Source organism: Streptomyces sp. NPDC017991 (genome assembly GCF_044328075.1).
In the GTDB taxonomy this organism is placed as follows: domain Bacteria; phylum Actinomycetota; class Actinomycetes; order Streptomycetales; family Streptomycetaceae; genus Streptomyces.
This window is the reverse complement of the sequence record NZ_JBIRGP010000006.1, coordinates 472,273-488,193: the sequence shown is the minus strand read 5'-3', so window position 1 is coordinate 488,193 and position 15,921 is coordinate 472,273. Positions and strand designations below refer to the sequence as shown.

The 15,921-nt window shown below is 69.3% G+C and carries 11 protein-coding genes and 1 tRNA gene; 6 read left to right on the top strand and 6 right to left on the bottom strand.

Annotation, left to right across the window (positions count from 1 at the left end; translation table 11 throughout):
• Positions 1-6: 6 nt before the first annotated feature.
• Together ACH4DZ_RS20900 and ACH4DZ_RS20895 are read left to right on the top strand one after the other, a co-directional pair.
• A complete protein-coding gene (locus tag ACH4DZ_RS20900) occupies positions 7-636 on the top strand; it encodes an RNA polymerase sigma factor (RefSeq protein ID WP_398288684.1) in 630 nt (209 codons plus the stop codon).
• The gene (locus ACH4DZ_RS20895; RefSeq protein WP_398288683.1) at positions 633-1,874 is read left to right on the top strand and encodes a CU044_5270 family protein; all 1,242 of its coding nucleotides are present in this window, start codon (positions 633-635) and stop codon (positions 1,872-1,874) included. The genes ACH4DZ_RS20900 and ACH4DZ_RS20895 overlap by 4 nt, the downstream gene beginning before the upstream one ends.
• 88 nt (positions 1,875-1,962) lie before the next feature.
• Here the strand turns inward: ACH4DZ_RS20895 and ACH4DZ_RS20890 are convergent.
• From ACH4DZ_RS20890 to sucC, 4 genes are all read right to left on the bottom strand, one after another.
• Positions 1,963-2,050: transfer RNA gene (locus tag ACH4DZ_RS20890), tRNA-Leu, on the bottom strand.
• A gap of 176 nt (positions 2,051-2,226) precedes the next feature.
• Positions 2,227-3,786 carry an aldehyde dehydrogenase family protein gene (locus ACH4DZ_RS20885; RefSeq protein ID WP_398288682.1) on the bottom strand — a complete coding sequence of 520 codons (1,560 nt, stop codon included), beginning with the start codon at positions 3,784-3,786 and terminating at the stop codon, positions 2,227-2,229.
• A gap of 146 nt (positions 3,787-3,932) precedes the next feature.
• Entirely contained in the window at positions 3,933-4,832 is a 900-nt protein-coding gene (gene sucD / locus ACH4DZ_RS20880; RefSeq protein ID WP_398288681.1) for a succinate--CoA ligase subunit alpha, read from the bottom strand.
• Between the two features lie 11 nt (positions 4,833-4,843).
• Complete coding sequence (gene sucC / locus ACH4DZ_RS20875; RefSeq protein WP_398288680.1) at positions 4,844-5,974, bottom strand: ADP-forming succinate--CoA ligase subunit beta; 1,131 nt, start codon at positions 5,972-5,974, stop codon at positions 4,844-4,846.
• Positions 5,975-6,161: 187 nt separating this feature from the next.
• On the opposite strand from sucC, the gene ACH4DZ_RS20870 reads away from it, so the two are divergent.
• From ACH4DZ_RS20870 to ACH4DZ_RS20855, 4 genes are all read left to right on the top strand, one after another.
• Positions 6,162-7,847, top strand: a complete 1,686-nt coding sequence (locus ACH4DZ_RS20870; protein WP_398288679.1) for a thiamine pyrophosphate-binding protein — start codon at positions 6,162-6,164, stop codon at positions 7,845-7,847.
• A 10-nt stretch (positions 7,848-7,857) separates the two neighbouring features.
• The gene (frc, locus tag ACH4DZ_RS20865) at positions 7,858-9,132 is read left to right on the top strand and encodes a formyl-CoA transferase (RefSeq protein ID WP_398288678.1); all 1,275 of its coding nucleotides are present in this window, start codon (positions 7,858-7,860) and stop codon (positions 9,130-9,132) included.
• A gap of 3 nt (positions 9,133-9,135) precedes the next feature.
• A complete protein-coding gene (locus tag ACH4DZ_RS20860; RefSeq protein ID WP_398288677.1) occupies positions 9,136-11,268 on the top strand; it encodes an acetate--CoA ligase family protein in 2,133 nt (710 codons plus the stop codon).
• A gap of 231 nt (positions 11,269-11,499) precedes the next feature.
• Positions 11,500-12,888 (top strand): OFA family MFS transporter, encoded by a 1,389-nt coding sequence (locus tag ACH4DZ_RS20855; protein WP_398288676.1) that lies wholly within the window; start codon positions 11,500-11,502, stop codon positions 12,886-12,888.
• Between the two features lie 199 nt (positions 12,889-13,087).
• Here the strand turns inward: ACH4DZ_RS20855 and ACH4DZ_RS20850 are convergent, their stop codons facing one another.
• Together ACH4DZ_RS20850 and ACH4DZ_RS20845 are read right to left on the bottom strand one after the other, a co-directional pair.
• Positions 13,088-14,263, bottom strand: a complete 1,176-nt coding sequence (locus tag ACH4DZ_RS20850) for a sugar phosphate isomerase/epimerase family protein (RefSeq protein WP_398288675.1) — start codon at positions 14,261-14,263, stop codon at positions 13,088-13,090.
• A gap of 178 nt (positions 14,264-14,441) precedes the next feature.
• On the bottom strand, positions 14,442-15,848 hold the full coding sequence (locus ACH4DZ_RS20845) for a nucleotide pyrophosphatase/phosphodiesterase family protein (RefSeq protein WP_398288763.1): 1,407 nt from the start codon (positions 15,846-15,848) through the stop codon (positions 14,442-14,444).
• Positions 15,849-15,921 lie beyond the last annotated feature (73 nt).

The following is a 15,921-nucleotide window of genomic DNA, read 5'->3' as shown; positions in this document are numbered from 1 at the left end:
CGGCGCGTGACCCATGCCCAACGCTTCCGGGACATCTATGAGGAGTGCTATCCACGCGTCCTCGCCTACACCACCAGCCTGGTGGGGCGGCAGGTAGGAGAGGACATCACCAGCGAGACGTTCACCGTGGCCTGGCGGCGGGTGCGGGACATACCGCAGCCCGCGCTGCCCTGGCTGCTGGGGGTCGCCCGCAACCTGGTGCGCGAGATGCGCCGCCGGGACAGCCACCAGTACATGCTCGCCGCCGAGGAGGCACGGCGCATCGGCAGCGGTGCCCAGGCCGAGGTCGGCGATGTCGCGGCGGACGTGACCGACCGGGCAGCCGCGTTGCAGGCCCTGGCGGGTCTGTCGGACGCCGACCGGGAACTGCTGACGCTCATCGCCTGGCACGGACTGAGCACCAAGCAGGCCGCGCGGGTGCTGGGCTGCACCACCGCGACGCTGACCGTCAGGCTGCACCGGGCCCGCCGCCGTCTGGAGAAGGCCCTGGAACCGGCGTACTCGGCAGGTGCTTATCCGGCACCCCGCACACAGGCTCCGCACCACCCGCATCACTCGCACCACCCGCACGACCCGCACCGCACTGATCGAAGCGATCGAACCGATCGCGCAGAACGCAGAGGAGCACTCACATGAAGAACACCCACGAACGGCCCCAGCGGCCCGACGTCATGAAGGTGCTCGCGGACGCCCGGCCCGACGAACTGGACCCGTCGCGGCTGGCGAACTCCCGTCGTCAGCGCGAGGACCTGGCCCGCATCCTGGCCCGAACGACGGACAGTCGCCCGGCACGCCCTGGAGCGCGGGGGCCGCTGTGGGGCGGGATCCGACCCCTCGGGGCCGTAGCCGCCCTCACCGCGGTCGCGGCGTCCGCGGTGGTGGTGACCACGCTCGACCGGGATTCTTCGGGCGTGCGCGCGGGCACGGCCCCGCAGTCCTCGTCCGCCGCCGCGGAGCCGGGCGCCGATGGTGACGTCCGCGTGGACGGCCGCCTCGAACTGCTCAGCGTGGCGAAGAAGGCGGAGACGCCGGCCGCCGAAGGAACGTACTGGCAGACCACCACGCGCTCGGAGGACGTGAACGTCGTCGCCGCGACGGGAGACAAGGAGCAGCTCCTCGCCGTGCGCACCACGTCGACCGACAAGTGGTCGGTGGGTGTGCGCCCGGGAACCCGGAGCCTGATGGTCTCCGGTCTGGACGGCGTGACCGAGCCCCGCACCAAGGCGGACGAGGCACGCTGGCGGGCCGCCGGCTCCCCCGAGACGCTGCAGGCCGAGGTCGCCGGCAACGAGGAAGGCGGCACGCTGGGTTACACGATGGGAACCCGGCGGCCGATGGTCATGCGCACGGACGCCGACGACAAGATCTACGCCCTCGGTCCGCAGAACATCACCTATCAGGACTTGCGTGAACTGCCTTCCGACAGTGGGGAGTTGCGTCGGGAGCTGGAGAGGCTGTACGCGCGGGACAGCGGCGCCGACACCAGTGACGGCCGCACGGCGTACGTACTGCGGCAGGCGGCCGACCTCATCACGATGCCCGTCGAGCCCGCCGTCCGGGCGGCCGCGTACCGGGTGATGGCGGAACTGCCCGGCGTCCGCGGACTGGGGCGCGTCACCGATCCGCTGGGGCGCGAGGGCGTCGGCTTCACCTTCCCCGGTACGCCGTCGACCCCGCTGGGGAGGGTGGCGCAGCGGCTGGTCGTGGACCCCTCCACCGGCGAGATGCTCGCTGAGCAGAGCGTGCTGGTCGAACCGTCCGCCAGGGCCGAGAAGGCCGGTCTTGACGCGGGCGCGACGGTGAACTATTCGGCGACGACCCGGATGAGCTGGGGCGAGCACCAGATCGCGGTGCCGAAGAACGCTCGGCGGTGACCGTGTGCGGCACGGCCGCGTGCGGGCTGCCGGCCCCACGCGGCATCCACTGACCGCTGTGGTTCTCTGTTACTGGTATTGGTTGTACTGGTGTCCGAGGGGGGACTTGAACCCCCACGCCCGATAAAGGGCACTAGCACCTCAAGCTAGCGCGTCTGCCATTCCGCCACCCGGACTAGGTGTCTGCCGCCTGGACGGGGGTGTTCCCCGCGGCGACATGGACAACAATACCAAGCTTTCGGAGTGGCTTTCACCTGCGTTTCCGCGCCCCGGCGGTACCCCGCCGGGGCGCGGACGACGCTCTACGACCTCACTCAGGGTGACCGAAAGACTACGGTCCGGGTGGGGCCGGTCACGGCATCAGGTGGTACTCCGGGAAGTTCCCCGGCAGCCGCTCCCCCGCCGGCCCGTGCGTGACCGCGCGCACCAGCAGTTCGCCGCCGACGAACGCGCCGCGCCAGGACGCGCCGAAACCGCCGAACAGCTCGTCGCGGTCGCCCCGGGAGCGGGGCTTCCCGTGGCCGACCTTGAAGGCGCGGATCTGCGGGGCCAGCCGCTTGTACGTGGCCTCGTCGTCGGTGGACAGGGTCGCGACCAGCGCGCCGTTCGACGCGTTCATCGCGGCCAGCAGCTCCGCCTCCGTGTCGACCAGGACGATGGTGTCGACCGGGCCGAAGGGTTCCGCGTGGTGGAGCGGGGAGGACGGAGGCGGGTTCAGGATCGTGACCGGCTGGACGTACGCCGAGGTGTCCTGGCCGGGCAGGAAGCGGGCGTCGCCGAGCTTGCCTCGGTGCAGTGGGACGGCGCCGCGGTCGATCGCCTCGGCGACCTGGTCGTGCAGTTCCTTCGCCTTGGCCGCGTTGATCACCGGCCCGAAGTCCAACTGCGGGTACGGGTCGTCGGGGTGCTCGACGGCCAGTGGGTGGCCGACGCGGAGGGTGTCGACGGCCGGGAGGTACGCCGCGAGGAACTCGTCGAACAGCTCACGCTGGACGACGAAGCGCGGGTAGGCCGTGCAGCGCTGCTTGCCGTAGTCGAAGAGCTTCGGGACGGCGGCCGTCAGCGCGTCCCAGTCGGTGTAATTCCAGATGCCCCAGGTGTTCAGTCCCTCCTGTTCGAGTACATGTCGCTTGCCGAGGTCGGCGACGGCCGTGGCCACCGCGGCGCCCGTGTCCCGGCCGCCGACGAAGGAGACGCAGCCGATCTCGGGCGCGCGCACGAGCGCCTGGGACAGTTCGCCTCCGCTGCCACTGACGAGGGTGACGGGTATTCCTTCGCGGGCGGCGAGCGCGCAGGCCAGGGTGAGGCATGCGACGCCGCCGTCGGTCGGGGTCTTGGCGATGACCGCGTTGCCTGCCAGTGCCTGTACCAGCATTGCGTGAACGAGCACGCTCATCGGGTAGTTCCAGCTCGCGATGTTGGACACGGGTCCGTCCAGCGGGGTCCGGTCCGCAAGCATGGGTTCGATTCCGTCGACGTACCAGCGCACGCCGTCGATGGCGCGGTCGACGTCGGCCTGCGCGAGCCGCCAGGGCTTGCCGATCTCCCAGACGAGGAGGAGGGCGAGCAGTTCCCGGTGTTCGGTGAGGGCGTCGAGGGTGGCCGCGACCCGGGCCCGGCGCTCTTCGAGGGGTACGTGGCGCCAGGCGCGGTGGTGGTCGAGGGCGGCGCGGACGGCTTGGTGGGCCGTGGCGCCGTCCAGTCGGGGCGGGCCGGCGATGGGGCTGCCGTCGACGGGGCTGGTGGCGGGCAGCGCCCGGCCGTCCGCCTGCCAGGCGGCGCCCCAGAGGTTGCGGACGCGGTCGTCCTGGAATGCCTCGGGCGCCACGGCGAGACAGCGCTGCCAGGCGTCGGTCCACGAGGTGTGGGCTTTGAGGGTGAGGGTGGGTGTGGGTGTCAGGATGGGTGCCATTCGGTTGCTCCGCTCTCGGTGCACAGTCGGGGGCGGTCGTTCATGGCTGGTCCCGCATACCGGAGCACTGACGGTGCGTACCCGGCACGGGGACGTCGTACCGGGGACGCTAGCGAGACAGCGCGGCGTCCGTAAGTAATGGCCTGTCAACTATGAGTGACATCACGTTCCGCTTCGAGGCGGGCCAGTACCAGCCGGGCCGTCTCGGTCGGGGTGCCGCCCACCTGTACGCCCGCCGCCTCCAGCGCTTCCTTCTTGGCCTGTGCCGTGCCGGAGGAGCCGGACACGATGGCGCCGGCGTGGCCCATCGTCTTGCCCTCGGGGGCGGTGAAGCCGGCGATGTAGCCGATGACGGGTTTGGTGACGTGGTCGCGGACGTACGCGGCCGCGCGTTCCTCGGCGTCGCCGCCGATCTCCCCGATGAGCACGATGAGTTCGGTGTCGGGGTCGTCCTGGAAGGCGGCGAGGCAGTCGATATGGGTGGTGCCGACGACGGGGTCACCGCCGATGCCTACGCAGGTCGAGAAACCGATGTCCCGCAGCTCGTACATGAGCTGGTAGGTGAGCGTGCCGGACTTGGAGACCAGGCCGATACGGCCGGGCTTGGTGATGTCGGCGGGGATGATGCCCGCGTTGGCCTGGCCCGGGGTGATCAGGCCGGGGCAGTTGGGGCCGACGATCCGGGTGCCCCTCGCCTTCGCGTAGGTCGTGAAGGCGACCGAGTCGTGGACCGGGATGCCCTCCGTGATGACGACGGCGAGACCGATCCCGGCGTCGGCGGCTTCGACGACTGCCGCTTTGGCGAAGGCCGGTGGGACGAACACGACGCTGACGTCGGCGCCGGTCGCCTCGATTCCTTCGCGTACGGAGCCGAAGACGGGGACGGCCCGGTCGTCGAAGTCGACGCTCCGGCCGGCCTTGCGCGGGTTGACGCCGCCGACGACGTCGGTGCCGGCGGCGAGCATGCGCCGGGTGTGCTTCATACCTTCGCCGCCGGTCATTCCCTGGACGAGGACCTTGCTCTCTTTGGTGAGGTAGATGGCCATGTCCCGCTCCTTCAGGCTGCGTCGGCGAGTTGGGCGGCGCGGCGCGCGGCGCCGTCCATGGTGGTGGCCTGCTGGACCAGGGGGTGCGCGCGGTCGTCGAGGATCGCGCGGCCTCGTACGGCGTTGTTTCCGTCGAGGCGGACGACGAGCGGCTTGGTCAACTGGACGGTGTCCAGGGCCTGCACGATGCCGTCGGCGACCGCGTCGCAGGCGGTGATACCGCCGAAGACGTTGACGAAGACCGACTTGACGGCGGTGTCGGAGAGGATGACGGAGAGGCCGTCGGCCATGATCTGGGCGGAAGCGCCGCCGCCGATGTCGAGGAAGTTGGCGGGACGCGCGCCGCAGCCGGCGACCACGTCGAGGGTCGACATGACGAGACCTGCGCCGTTGCCGATGACGCCTACCTCGCCGTCCAGTTTCACGTAGTTGAGGCCCTTGGCCGCGGCGGCCGCCTCCAGCGGGTCGTCGTGCGCCGTCTCCTGGCCGCCCCAACGTGCCTGCCGGAAGCGGGCGTTGTCGTCGAGGGTGATCTTGCCGTCGAGGGCGAGGATCTGCCCCTGTGCCGTACGGACGAGGGGGTTGACCTCGACGAGGACGGCGTCCTCACGGATGAGTACGTCCCAGAGCCTGACCAGGACGTCGACGGTCTGCGGGGGCAGGCCCGCGGCCTCGGCGATCTCTGCGGCCTTCGCCGAGGTGACGCCCTCGGCCGGGTCGATGTGGACGCGCGCCACCGCGTCGGGGCGGGTGGCGGCGACCTCCTCGATGTCCATGCCGCCCTCGGCGGAGGCGATCGCGAGGAACCGGCCGGCCGCGCGGTCGAGTACGTAACTGACGTAGAACTCGCTGTCGATGTCGACCGGCTGGGCCAGCATCACCTTGCCGACCGTGTGGCCCTTGATGTCCATACCGAGGATCTGGCGTGCGGTCAGTTCGGCGGCGGCCGGGTCCGCGGCAAGTTTCACGCCGCCCGCCTTGCCCCGTCCGCCGGTCTTCACCTGTGCCTTGACGACCACACGGCCGCCGAGCCTGCGGGCCATCTCACGTGCCTCCTTGGGCGAGTCGGTGACCTCGGCCCTCGGCACCAAGATGCCGTGTTCTTCGAAGAGTTCCCTTGCCTGGTGCTCGAACAGGTCCATCTCGGCTCCCTCTTAAAAGTGCCGCACGCCCCCTGGACACCACCCACCGGATGCGGGATAACAAGCTTCATACAGTATTCGTCGACTGTATGCAATGTACCGCGACGGCATCCACGAACGGTGCGCGCACCACGTATGAGCTGCGTTTCCGCACGCCCAATCCCCTACGAAGGGACAGGACTTCGCCATGCCCGACGACAACAGCCAGAACCTCATCTCCGGTGGGCACCTGGTCGCCAAGGCACTCAAAGCGGAGGGTGTGGAGGTCATCTACACGCTCTGCGGCGGCCACATCATCGACATCTACGACGGCTGCGTCGACGAGGGCATCGAGGTCGTCGACGTACGCCACGAGCAGGTCGCCGCCCACGCCGCCGACGGTTACGCACGCATCACCGGCAAGCCCGGCTGCGCCGTCGTCACCGCCGGCCCCGGCACGACCGACGCCGTGACGGGTGTCGCCAACGCCTTCCGCGCGGAGTCCCCCATGCTGCTGATCGGCGGCCAGGGGGCCCACTCCCAGCACAAGATGGGGTCCCTGCAGGACCTGCCGCACGTCGACATGATGACGCCGATCACCAAGTTCGCGGCGACCGTGCCGGACACCGCGCGGGCCGCCGACATGGTGTCCATGGCGTTCCGCGAGTGCTACCACGGGGCGCCAGGACCGTCGTTCCTGGAGATCCCGCGCGATGTCCTGGACGCCAAGGTGCCGGTGGAGAAGGCCCGGGTGCCCGCCGCCGGCCACTACCGGGCCTCGACCCGCTCGGCCGGTGACCCCGAGGCCATCGAGAAGCTCGCCGACCTCCTCGTGCACGCCGAGAAGCCGGCGATCCTGCTGGGCAGCCAGGTGTGGACGACCCGGGGCACCGCGTCCGCCATCGACCTCGTACGCACCCTCAACATCCCCGCCTACATGAACGGCGCCGGACGCGGCACGCTGCCGCCCGGGGACCCGCACCACTTCCAGCTCTCGCGCCGGTACGCCTTCACCAACGCCGACGTCATCGTCATCGTCGGCACGCCCTTCGACTTCCGCATGGGCTACGGCAAGCGGCTGTCGCCGGACGCGACCGTCGTGCAGATCGACCTCGACTACCGGACCGTCGGCAAGAACCGGGACATCGACCTCGGCATCGTCGGGGACCCGGGGCTGGTCCTGAAGTCGGTCGCGGAGGCCGCTTCCGGACGCCTCAACGGAGGCGCGTCGAAGCGCAAGGAGTGGCTCGACGAGCTGCGCGCCGCCGAGCAGACCGCCATCGAGAAGCGGCTGCCGAGCCTGAAGTCCGACGCCTCGCCGATCCACCCGTACCGGCTGGTCAGCGAGATCAACGACTTCCTGACCGAGGACTCCATCTACATCGGGGACGGCGGCGACATCGTCACCTTCTCCGGGCAGGTCGTGCAGCCCAAGTCACCCGGGCACTGGATGGACCCGGGCCCGCTCGGCACGCTCGGCGTCGGCATCCCGTTCGTGCTGGCCGCCAAGAAGGCGCGGCCCGACAAGGAGGTCGTCGCCCTCTTCGGGGACGGCGCCTTCTCCCTCACCGGCTGGGACTTCGAGACCCTCGTCCGCTACGACCTCCCCTTCGTCGGCATCGTCGGCAACAACTCCTCGATGAACCAGATCCGCTACGGCCAGGCCGCCAAGTACGGCCTGGAGCGCGAGCGCGTCGGCAACACCCTCGGCGACGTCCACTACGACAAGTTCGCGCAGATGCTGGGCGGTTACGGCGAGGAGGTCCGCGACCCCGCCGACATCGCCCCGGCCCTCCAGCGCGCCCGCGAGTCGGGCAAGCCGTCGCTCATCAACGTCTGGGTCGACCCGGACGCGTACGCCCCCGGAACCATGAACCAGACGATGTACAAGTGAGGTGGAACCGTTGACCACAACGACAGCGACGATACCCACGGCGACGTCGGCGCCCTCGGCCAAGGCCCTCGAAGGCGTCCGTGTCCTCGACATGACGCACGTCCAGTCCGGTCCCTCCGCCACCCAGCTGCTCGCCTGGCTCGGCGCGGACGTCGTCAAGGTGGAGGCGCCGACCGGGGACATCACGCGCAAGCAGTTGCGCGACCTCCCTGACGTCGACTCCCTCTACTTCACGATGCTCAACTGCAACAAGCGGAGCATCACCCTCAACACCAAGACCGAGCGCGGCAAGGAGATCCTCACCGAGCTGATCCGGCGCTCCGACGTCATGGTCGAGAACTTCGGACCGGGCGCGGTCGACCGCATGGGCTTCACCTGGGACCGCATCCAGGAGATCAATCCGCGGATCGTCTATGCCTCCATCAAGGGGTTCGGGGACGGCCCGTACACCAACTTCAAGGCGTACGAGGTCGTCGCTCAGGCCATGGGCGGGTCGATGTCGACCACCGGTTTCGAGGACGGGCCGCCGCTGGCGACGGGAGCCCAGATCGGTGACTCGGGCACGGGCATCCACGCGGTGGCCGCGATCCTCGCCGCCCTGTTCCAGCGGGAGAACACGGGGCGCGGGCAGCGGGTGAACGTGGCGATGCAGCACGCGGTACTGAATCTGTGCCGGGTGAAACTGCGGGACCAGCAGCGTCTCGGGCATGGGCCGCTGGCTGAATATCCCAACGACGACTTCGGCGACGAAGTTCCCAGGTCCGGGAACGCGTCCGGTGGAGGCCAGCCAGGCTGGGCCGTGAAGTGCGCGCCGGGCGGCCCCAACGACTATGTGTATGTGATCGTGCAGCCCGTCGGCTGGAAGCCGCTCTCCGAGCTGATCGGCCGGCCCGAGCTGGCGCAGGATCCCGAGTGGGCGACCCCGGAGGCCCGCCTGCCGCAGCTCACGAAGATGTTCCAGCTGATCGAGGAGTGGTCGTCCACGCTCCCCAAGTGGCAGGTGCTGGAGAAGCTCAACGCCCACAACATCCCGTGCGGCCCGATTCTCTCCACCAAGGAGATCATCGAGGACGAGTCGCTGGTCGCCAACGAGATGGTCGTGACGGTGCCGCACCCCGAGCGGGGCGACTTCGTGACCGTGGGCAGCCCGCTGAAGCTCTCCGACTCCCCCGTGGACGTGACCAGTTCGCCGCTGCTCGGTGAGCACAACGAAGAGGTGTACGTCGGCGAGCTCGGGCTCGGTGACGAGGAGCTGCGCCTGCTCAAGTCGAACGGAGTGATCTGATTGATGGCCGAAGACCGGGTGCTGAGGGTACGCAAGCTCCTCGACGCCGTGCGGGCTTCAGGACGGACGGCGCTGACCGCTCCCGAGGGCAAGGTGGTCGCCGACGCGTACGCGATCGCCGTTCCGGGTGAGGAGCTGGCGACCGACGTCGACGAGGCGGTCGCGTACGCGGCGCGCTTCGGCGGTCCCGTCGTGATGAAGATCGTCTCTCCCGACATCCTCCACAAGACGGACGCGGGCGGCGTGATCGTCGGCGTGGAGGGCGCGGCGGACGTACGTGCCGCCTTCCACAAGATCATCGAAAACGCCCGGGCGTACGACGCGAAGGCCCGTATCGAGGGCGTACAGGTGCAGGAACTGCTCCCCCAGGGGCAGGAGGTGATCGTCGGGGCGGTGACCGATCCGACGTTCGGGAAGGTCGTGGCGTTCGGACTCGGCGGTGTGCTGGTCGAGGTCCTGAAGGACGTCACGTTCCGGCTGGCGCCCGTCGATCCGGACGAGGCGCTGTCGATGCTGGACTCGATCCGGGCCGCGGAGATCCTGCGCGGGGTGCGGGGCGCCCCGGCGGTGGACCGGTGGGCCGTCGCCGAGCAGATCCGGCGGGTCTCCGAACTGGTCTCGGACTTCCCCGAGATCGCCGAGGTGGACCTGAACCCGGTGATCGCCACCCCGGAGGGCGCGATGGCCGCGGACATCCGGGTCATCCTCGCCGAGTCGGTGCCGAAGCCCCGCCGCAAGTACGGCCGCGACGAGATCCTCACCTCGATGCGCCGGTTGATGCAGCCGTCGTCGGTGGCCGTGATCGGTGCCTCCAACGAACAGGGCAAGATCGGCAATTCGGTCATGCGCAACCTCATCGACGGCGGTTTCTCCGGGGAGATCCATCCGGTGAACCCCAAGGCCGATGACATTCTCGGCCGCAAGGCGTACAAGAGTGTCACCGACGTTCCCGGTGAGGTGGATGTGGCGGTCTTCGCCATCCCGGCCAAGTTCGTGGCCTCGGCCCTGGAGGAGGTGGGACGCAAGGGGATCCCCAACGCCGTACTGATCCCTTCCGGGTTCGCGGAGACCGGTGAACAGGGACTCCAGGACGAACTCGTGGCCATCGGCGAGCGGTACGGCGTCCGGCTGCTCGGGCCGAACATCTACGGTTACTACTCGACGTGGCAGGACCTCTGCGCCACCTTCTGCACGCCGTACGACGTTAAGGGCGGCGTCGCGCTCACCTCGCAGTCCGGTGGCATAGGGATGGCCATCCTGGGCTTCGCGCGCACTACGAAGACGGGTGTTTCCGCGATCGTGGGGCTCGGCAACAAGTCGGACCTCGACGAGGACGACCTGCTGACCTGGTTCGGCGAGGACCCCAACACCAAGTGCATCGCGATGCACCTGGAGGACCTCAAGGACGGGCGGGCCTTCGTGGAGGCCGCGCGGGCGACCGTCCCCAAGAAGCCGGTGATCGTCCTGAAGGCGGGCCGTACGGCGGCGGGGGCCAAGGCGGCGGGTTCGCACACGGGTGCCCTCGCGGGCGACGACGCCGTGTACGAGGACATCCTGAAGCAGGCCGGTGTCATCAGGGCGCCCGGCCTGAACGAGATGCTGGAGTACGCGCGCGGGTTGCCGGTGCTGCCGGCCCCCCGGGGCGACAACATCGTGATCATCACGGGCGCCGGCGGCAGTGGCGTACTGCTGTCCGACGCGGTGACCGACAACGGCCTCTCCCTGATGGAGATCCCGCCGGACCTGGACGCGTCCTTCCGGAAGTTCATCCCGCCCTTCGGAGCCGCCGGCAACCCGGTGGACATCACGGGCGGCGAACCTCCGTCGACGTACGAGGCGACGATCAGGCTCGGTCTTGAGGACCCGCGGATCCACTCGCTGGTCCTCGGCTACTGGCACACCATCGTGACCCCTCCCATGGTCTTCGCCGAGCTCACCGCGCGCGTGGTGGCCGAATTCAGGGAGCGCGGGATCGAGAAGCCCGTCGTGGCGTCGCTCGCGGGCGACGTCGAGGTCGAGGAGGCCTGCCAGTACCTCTACGAGCACGGGGTCGTGGCCTACCCGTACACCACCGAGAAGCCGGTGGCGGTGCTCGGTGCGAAGTACCGCTGGGCGCGGGCGGCGGGGCTGCTGTGACGCGAAGGCGAGCGGCGAACCGGCCGGCCGGGGGTCCGGGGGTCGTCCCCCGGGCGTACCACAGCCCGCCGGGCGCGGGCGGCGGGGCTGTTGGGGGGCGGTCCATGACCTGACCCGGCGAAGGGGCGGGCCGACGGTGCGCGTCGGCCCGCCCCGGGACCCGTGCGCACACGAAAGGCATTGGACAGGGGGCGCTGGCCAGATCTTTCGACGCAAGGGGTGCTACGAGACATGACAACCACCGACTTCACGACACCCGTCCCCTACAGGGAGGTGACGGACCGCAACGGCCGCCTTTACCGGCTCGGCGAGACCGACCGGGACATCATGGGGCGACCACGCTGGACCATGGTGCTCTTCCCCTGGATAGGCATGATGGGCATCAGCTCCTCGGAGTACGCGTTCACCTCCGCCGAGGACACCCTGCACGACGCCCACCTCTGGGACAGTGGGCACATCTTCTGGCTGATGGGCGTCTGGGTGTTCTTCCAGGCGGCCGTGGCCTTCCCGGCCGGCCAGCTGCGCGAGAGCGGAAGACTGCCCGCGCGGTACGCCATGATGCTCGGCGCGTGCGGCACGCTCCTGGGCTATCTCTCACTGGCGTTCGCACCGCATGTGATCGTCGCCTACATAGGCTTCGGCATGTTCAGCGGCATCGGCGCCGGACTTGTCTACGCGACCTGCGTGAACATGGTCGGCAAGTGGTATCCGGAGCGCAAGGGCGGCAAGACCGGCATGGTCAACGGCGGTTTCGCCTATGGCTCCGTGCCCTTCGTGTTCCTGTTCACCTCGTACATGGACCTGTCCAACTACGAGGTCGTGCTGGTCTGCGTCGGCCTGATCTGCTGCACGGTCGTCGCCGTCGCAGGCTGGTTCTTCAAGGACCCGCCGAAGAACTGGTGGCCCGCGAACGTGGACCCGCTGAAGACCTCCACGGACCCCCGGGTCGTACGGGCGCTGGCGAAGAACCCGCCGGCGGTCAAGCAGTACACACCGCGCGAGGCGGCCAGGACGCCCGTGCTGTGGATGATGTGGTTCTGCCTGCTGTGCACGGCCGGCATCAACATCTTCGGTATCGCCATGCAGGTCCCCTTCGGAAAGGAGATGGGGTTCGCCGGCGGCATCGTGGCCACCGCCATGTCGCTCAAGGCCATCGTGAACGGCACCGGACGGGGTGTCATCGGCTGGATCTCGGACCGCTACGGCCGCCGGAACACCCTGGTCATCGTCTGTATCGTGCTCGGCTGCTCGCAGTTCGGCGTGTTCTTCTCCGGGAACCTGGGCTCGATGCCGTTCTTCCTGATCTGCTCGATGATCTCCGGCTTCGGCGGCGGCGCGATCTTCCCGCTGTTCGCGGCGATGACGGCGGACTACTTCGGTGAGAACAACAACGCCTCCAACTACGGCATGGTCTACAGCTCCAAGCTCATCTCGGGTCTCGTCGGCTCCGGTGTGGGAGCCGTCGTCGTGAGCACCTGGGGCTACGGAGGCGCCTTCGCACTGGCCGGCAGCATCGGCCTCGGATCCGCGGTCCTGGCGCTCTTCCTCCGGGCTCCCGGCCGGCCCAGCACCAAGCATGTCGTACCCAACCCGCACCCCATCGGTGAGGAAACAGCCTGACCGGTGCCCCCCACGCCGCATCCGTCCCCGACGTCCTGCAACCCCAAGATCCGCTCCAGTCCTTGAGAACGACGGCGGTCCTCCCCACGGCAGTGCGTGGGAAGGACCGCCTGTTCTGTTGTACATCCGGGGTGCTTCCGGGGTACGTCCGGGTGGGGTCCGGGATGGGCGAGGAGGGCCTGCGGGGTGCGTCCCCGGGTCAGCGCTTCTTGGCGCGCAGGGCCGCGAGGTTGTCGTAACTGATCTTGGCCTCGCGCAGCGACTGCGCGGGGTCGGTGGCACTGGGCGAATTGTCGTCCTCGACCATCGGGTTGTGGTAGTTCCGCTCGCCGACCCGCGAGAAGAACGTGGTGTAGTCGATGACGCCGGTTCCGAAGGGCACCATGTCGTAGCCCATGCCGTTGGTGGTGCTCACGACACCGTCCTTGGCGTGGAACAGCGGGTAGCGCTTGTTGTGACGGGAGACGAGCCCCGCCGGGTCGAAGACCTTCTCGCGGGTGGAGCCGTCGTGGGCGGTGTAGGTGTGGAACTTGTACTGGGCCACGTGCGCCCAGAAGATGTCCATCTCCAGCCAGACCAGCTTCGGGTCGGTGACCTTCAGGAAGTACTCCAGCTTGCGGATGCCGGAGCTGCGGGTGGGCCGGCCCTGTGCGTCCGGCGGGCCTCCGTCGAGGAGGAAGCCGTACGCCGCGTCGTGGTTGTGCGTGTACAGCTTGATGCCCTCGCGGCGGGCGATCTTGCCCAGCGCGTTCCACTTCTCGGCCGCCACGTCCCAGTCGGCGCGGTAGGAGCTGCCGGTGGGGTCGCCACCGGTGCCCATGTGGTCCATCCCGAGGATGTTGGCGATCTCCAGGTGCTTCTTGAAGGTGTCCAGGTCGGTGCTGGTCAGCGGCCAGGAGGGCGGTATGAAGCCGTGGTTGCCCTGGGCGCGCAGCCCGTACTCGTCGAGCCAGGAGCGCAGCAGCCTGGCTCCCGCGACGGACTCCAGGCCGGCACCGCCGGGCGCGTTGGCGTGCTGGTTGTATCCGGCGAACTCGACCTGGCGGTATCCGTGACGGGCCAGCTGCTTGAACACCTCACGGAAGCCGGAGGGCAGGTCCGAGGCGAGCGGGTCGCGGGCCGTGGCGTCGCGGACGGTGTAGAGGATGATGCCGCGCTTGCCCGGCGGGACGAGGACGTGACCGCGGCCGTGACCGTGGCCATGGCCGTGGCCTCTGTCCCGGTCCTGAGCCAGGGCGGGTGAGGCTCCCAGCACCGGGGCGGCGACCGCTCCGGCGGCGACGGCGGTGCAGGTGCTGAGGAAGCGGCGGCGGTTGACGCCGAGCGCGCGACGCAGGGCGTCGCCGGATCCGGATTCGTCGTTGAACGCGGTCACGGTGTCTCTCTCTCGGTTGGGTGTACAGCCGTGTGCGGGATCGGTGCCCGGCTGGGACGGTAGGCCTTTGACCTGGTAAGACGATGGGCGCACGGCGAGTTATCCACAGGCCGGGCACGGTGTCGGTGCTGTGTGTTTCACTTTTCGTGTTCGCCCGTCCGGTCGTTCCCGGGTGCTGTCACCCGAGGCCGGCCAGGCCGAGCAGCAGGGATTTCACATCGGTGGCCGCGACGCGGTCGCCGACAGCGCGGGGGGTGGAGCAGATGATGAGCGGACCTTCGTCGTCGCTCAGGGGGAGGCGGCCGTGGCTGCCTCGAATAGGTGAGGGATCGAGGGGCACGACCGCCATGCGGTAGCGCATGCCGAGCTTCTTGCGGGCCAGCGCGCCTGCCGCCTTGACCTTGACGTACGGATCGAGCGGATCCATGAAGAGCTCGACCGGGTCGTAGCCGGGTTTGCGATGGATCTCGACGAGCTGCGCGAAGTCGGGCGCGCGGGCGTCGTCGAGCCAGTAGTAGTACGTGAACCAGGCGTCCGGCTCCGCGACGGCGACCAGCTCGCCGGAGCGGGGATGGTCGAGGTGATGGGCCTTCTTGCCCTCGTCGTCGAGGAGTTGCTCGATGCCGGGCAGGTCGGCGAGCGCCGCCCTCGTGGCTTCCATGTCCTCGGGGCGGCGGACGTAGACATGGGCGATCTGGTGGTCGGCGACGGCGAAGGCCCGTGAGGTCATCGGGTCGAGGTACTCCATGCCGTCCTGTGTGTGCACCTCAAGGAGTCCGGCGCGGCGCAGTGCGCGGTTGATGTCGACGGGGCGGTCCGCGCGGGTGATGCCGTACTCGGACAGGGCGACGACGGTACGGCCTTCCGCGCGGGCGTCGTCGAGCAGCGGGGCCATGGCCGCGTCCAGGTCGGCGGCCGCTTTCAGGGAGCGCGGGTCGTCGGGGCCGAAGCGCTGCAGGTCGTAGTCGAGATGAGGGAGGTAGCAGAGGGTCAGATCCGGTCGGCGGGTGGCGATGACGTGACGGGTGGCGTCGATGATCCACTGGCTGGAGACGAGGTCGGCGCCGGGGCCCCAGAAGTGGAAGAGCGGGAACGTGCCGAATTTCTCGGTGAGTTCGTCGTGCAGGGCCGGGGGCCGGGTGTAGCAGTCGGGTTCCTTGCGGCCGTCGGCGTAGTAGACCGGACGGGGAGTGATGGTGATGTCGGTGTCGGCGCCCATGGCGTACCACCAGCAGATGTTGGCGACCGTGTAGCCGGGGTGGACGCGCCGGGCGGCGTCCCAGATCTTGTCCCCGGACACCAGTCCGTTGTGCTGGCGCCACAGGAGGACGTCACCGAGGTCGCGGAAGTACCAGCCGTTGCCCACGATGCCGTGCTCGGAGGGTTGGGCGCCGGTCAGGAACGTGGACTGGGCGGCGCAGGTGACGGCGGGCAGGACGGTCCCGAGGTGGGCCCGTGAGCCGGACTGGGCCAGGGACTTGAGGTGGGGCATGTGATCGAGAAGACGGGGGGTGAGGCCGACGACGTCCAGGACGAGGAGAGGAGTGGGGGAAGAAGGGCCGGCGGCGGGGGCCGGCTCGGCCAGGGACTCGGCTGCGTCCTCGACCGGCACTTCGGCCGGCGCTTCGACCGGCACTTCGGCTGGCTCTTCGGCTGAC

What these genes read in the sequence shown, in the direction of transcription:
- ACH4DZ_RS20895 (WP_398288683.1), top strand. Translation starts at nt 633, where the DNA reads ATGAAGAACACCCACGAACGGCCCCAGCGGCCCGACGTCATGAAGGTG.
- ACH4DZ_RS20885 (WP_398288682.1), bottom strand. Translation starts at nt 3,786, where the DNA reads ATGGCACCCATCCTGACACCCACACCCACCCTCACCCTCAAAGCCCAC.
- sucD (WP_398288681.1), bottom strand. Translation starts at nt 4,832, where the DNA reads ATGGCCATCTACCTCACCAAAGAGAGCAAGGTCCTCGTCCAGGGAATG.
- sucC (WP_398288680.1), bottom strand. Translation starts at nt 5,974, where the DNA reads ATGGACCTGTTCGAGCACCAGGCAAGGGAACTCTTCGAAGAACACGGC.
- ACH4DZ_RS20870 (WP_398288679.1), top strand. Translation starts at nt 6,162, where the DNA reads ATGCCCGACGACAACAGCCAGAACCTCATCTCCGGTGGGCACCTGGTC.
- ACH4DZ_RS20860 (WP_398288677.1), top strand. Translation starts at nt 9,136, where the DNA reads ATGGCCGAAGACCGGGTGCTGAGGGTACGCAAGCTCCTCGACGCCGTG.
- ACH4DZ_RS20855 (WP_398288676.1), top strand. Translation starts at nt 11,500, where the DNA reads ATGACAACCACCGACTTCACGACACCCGTCCCCTACAGGGAGGTGACG.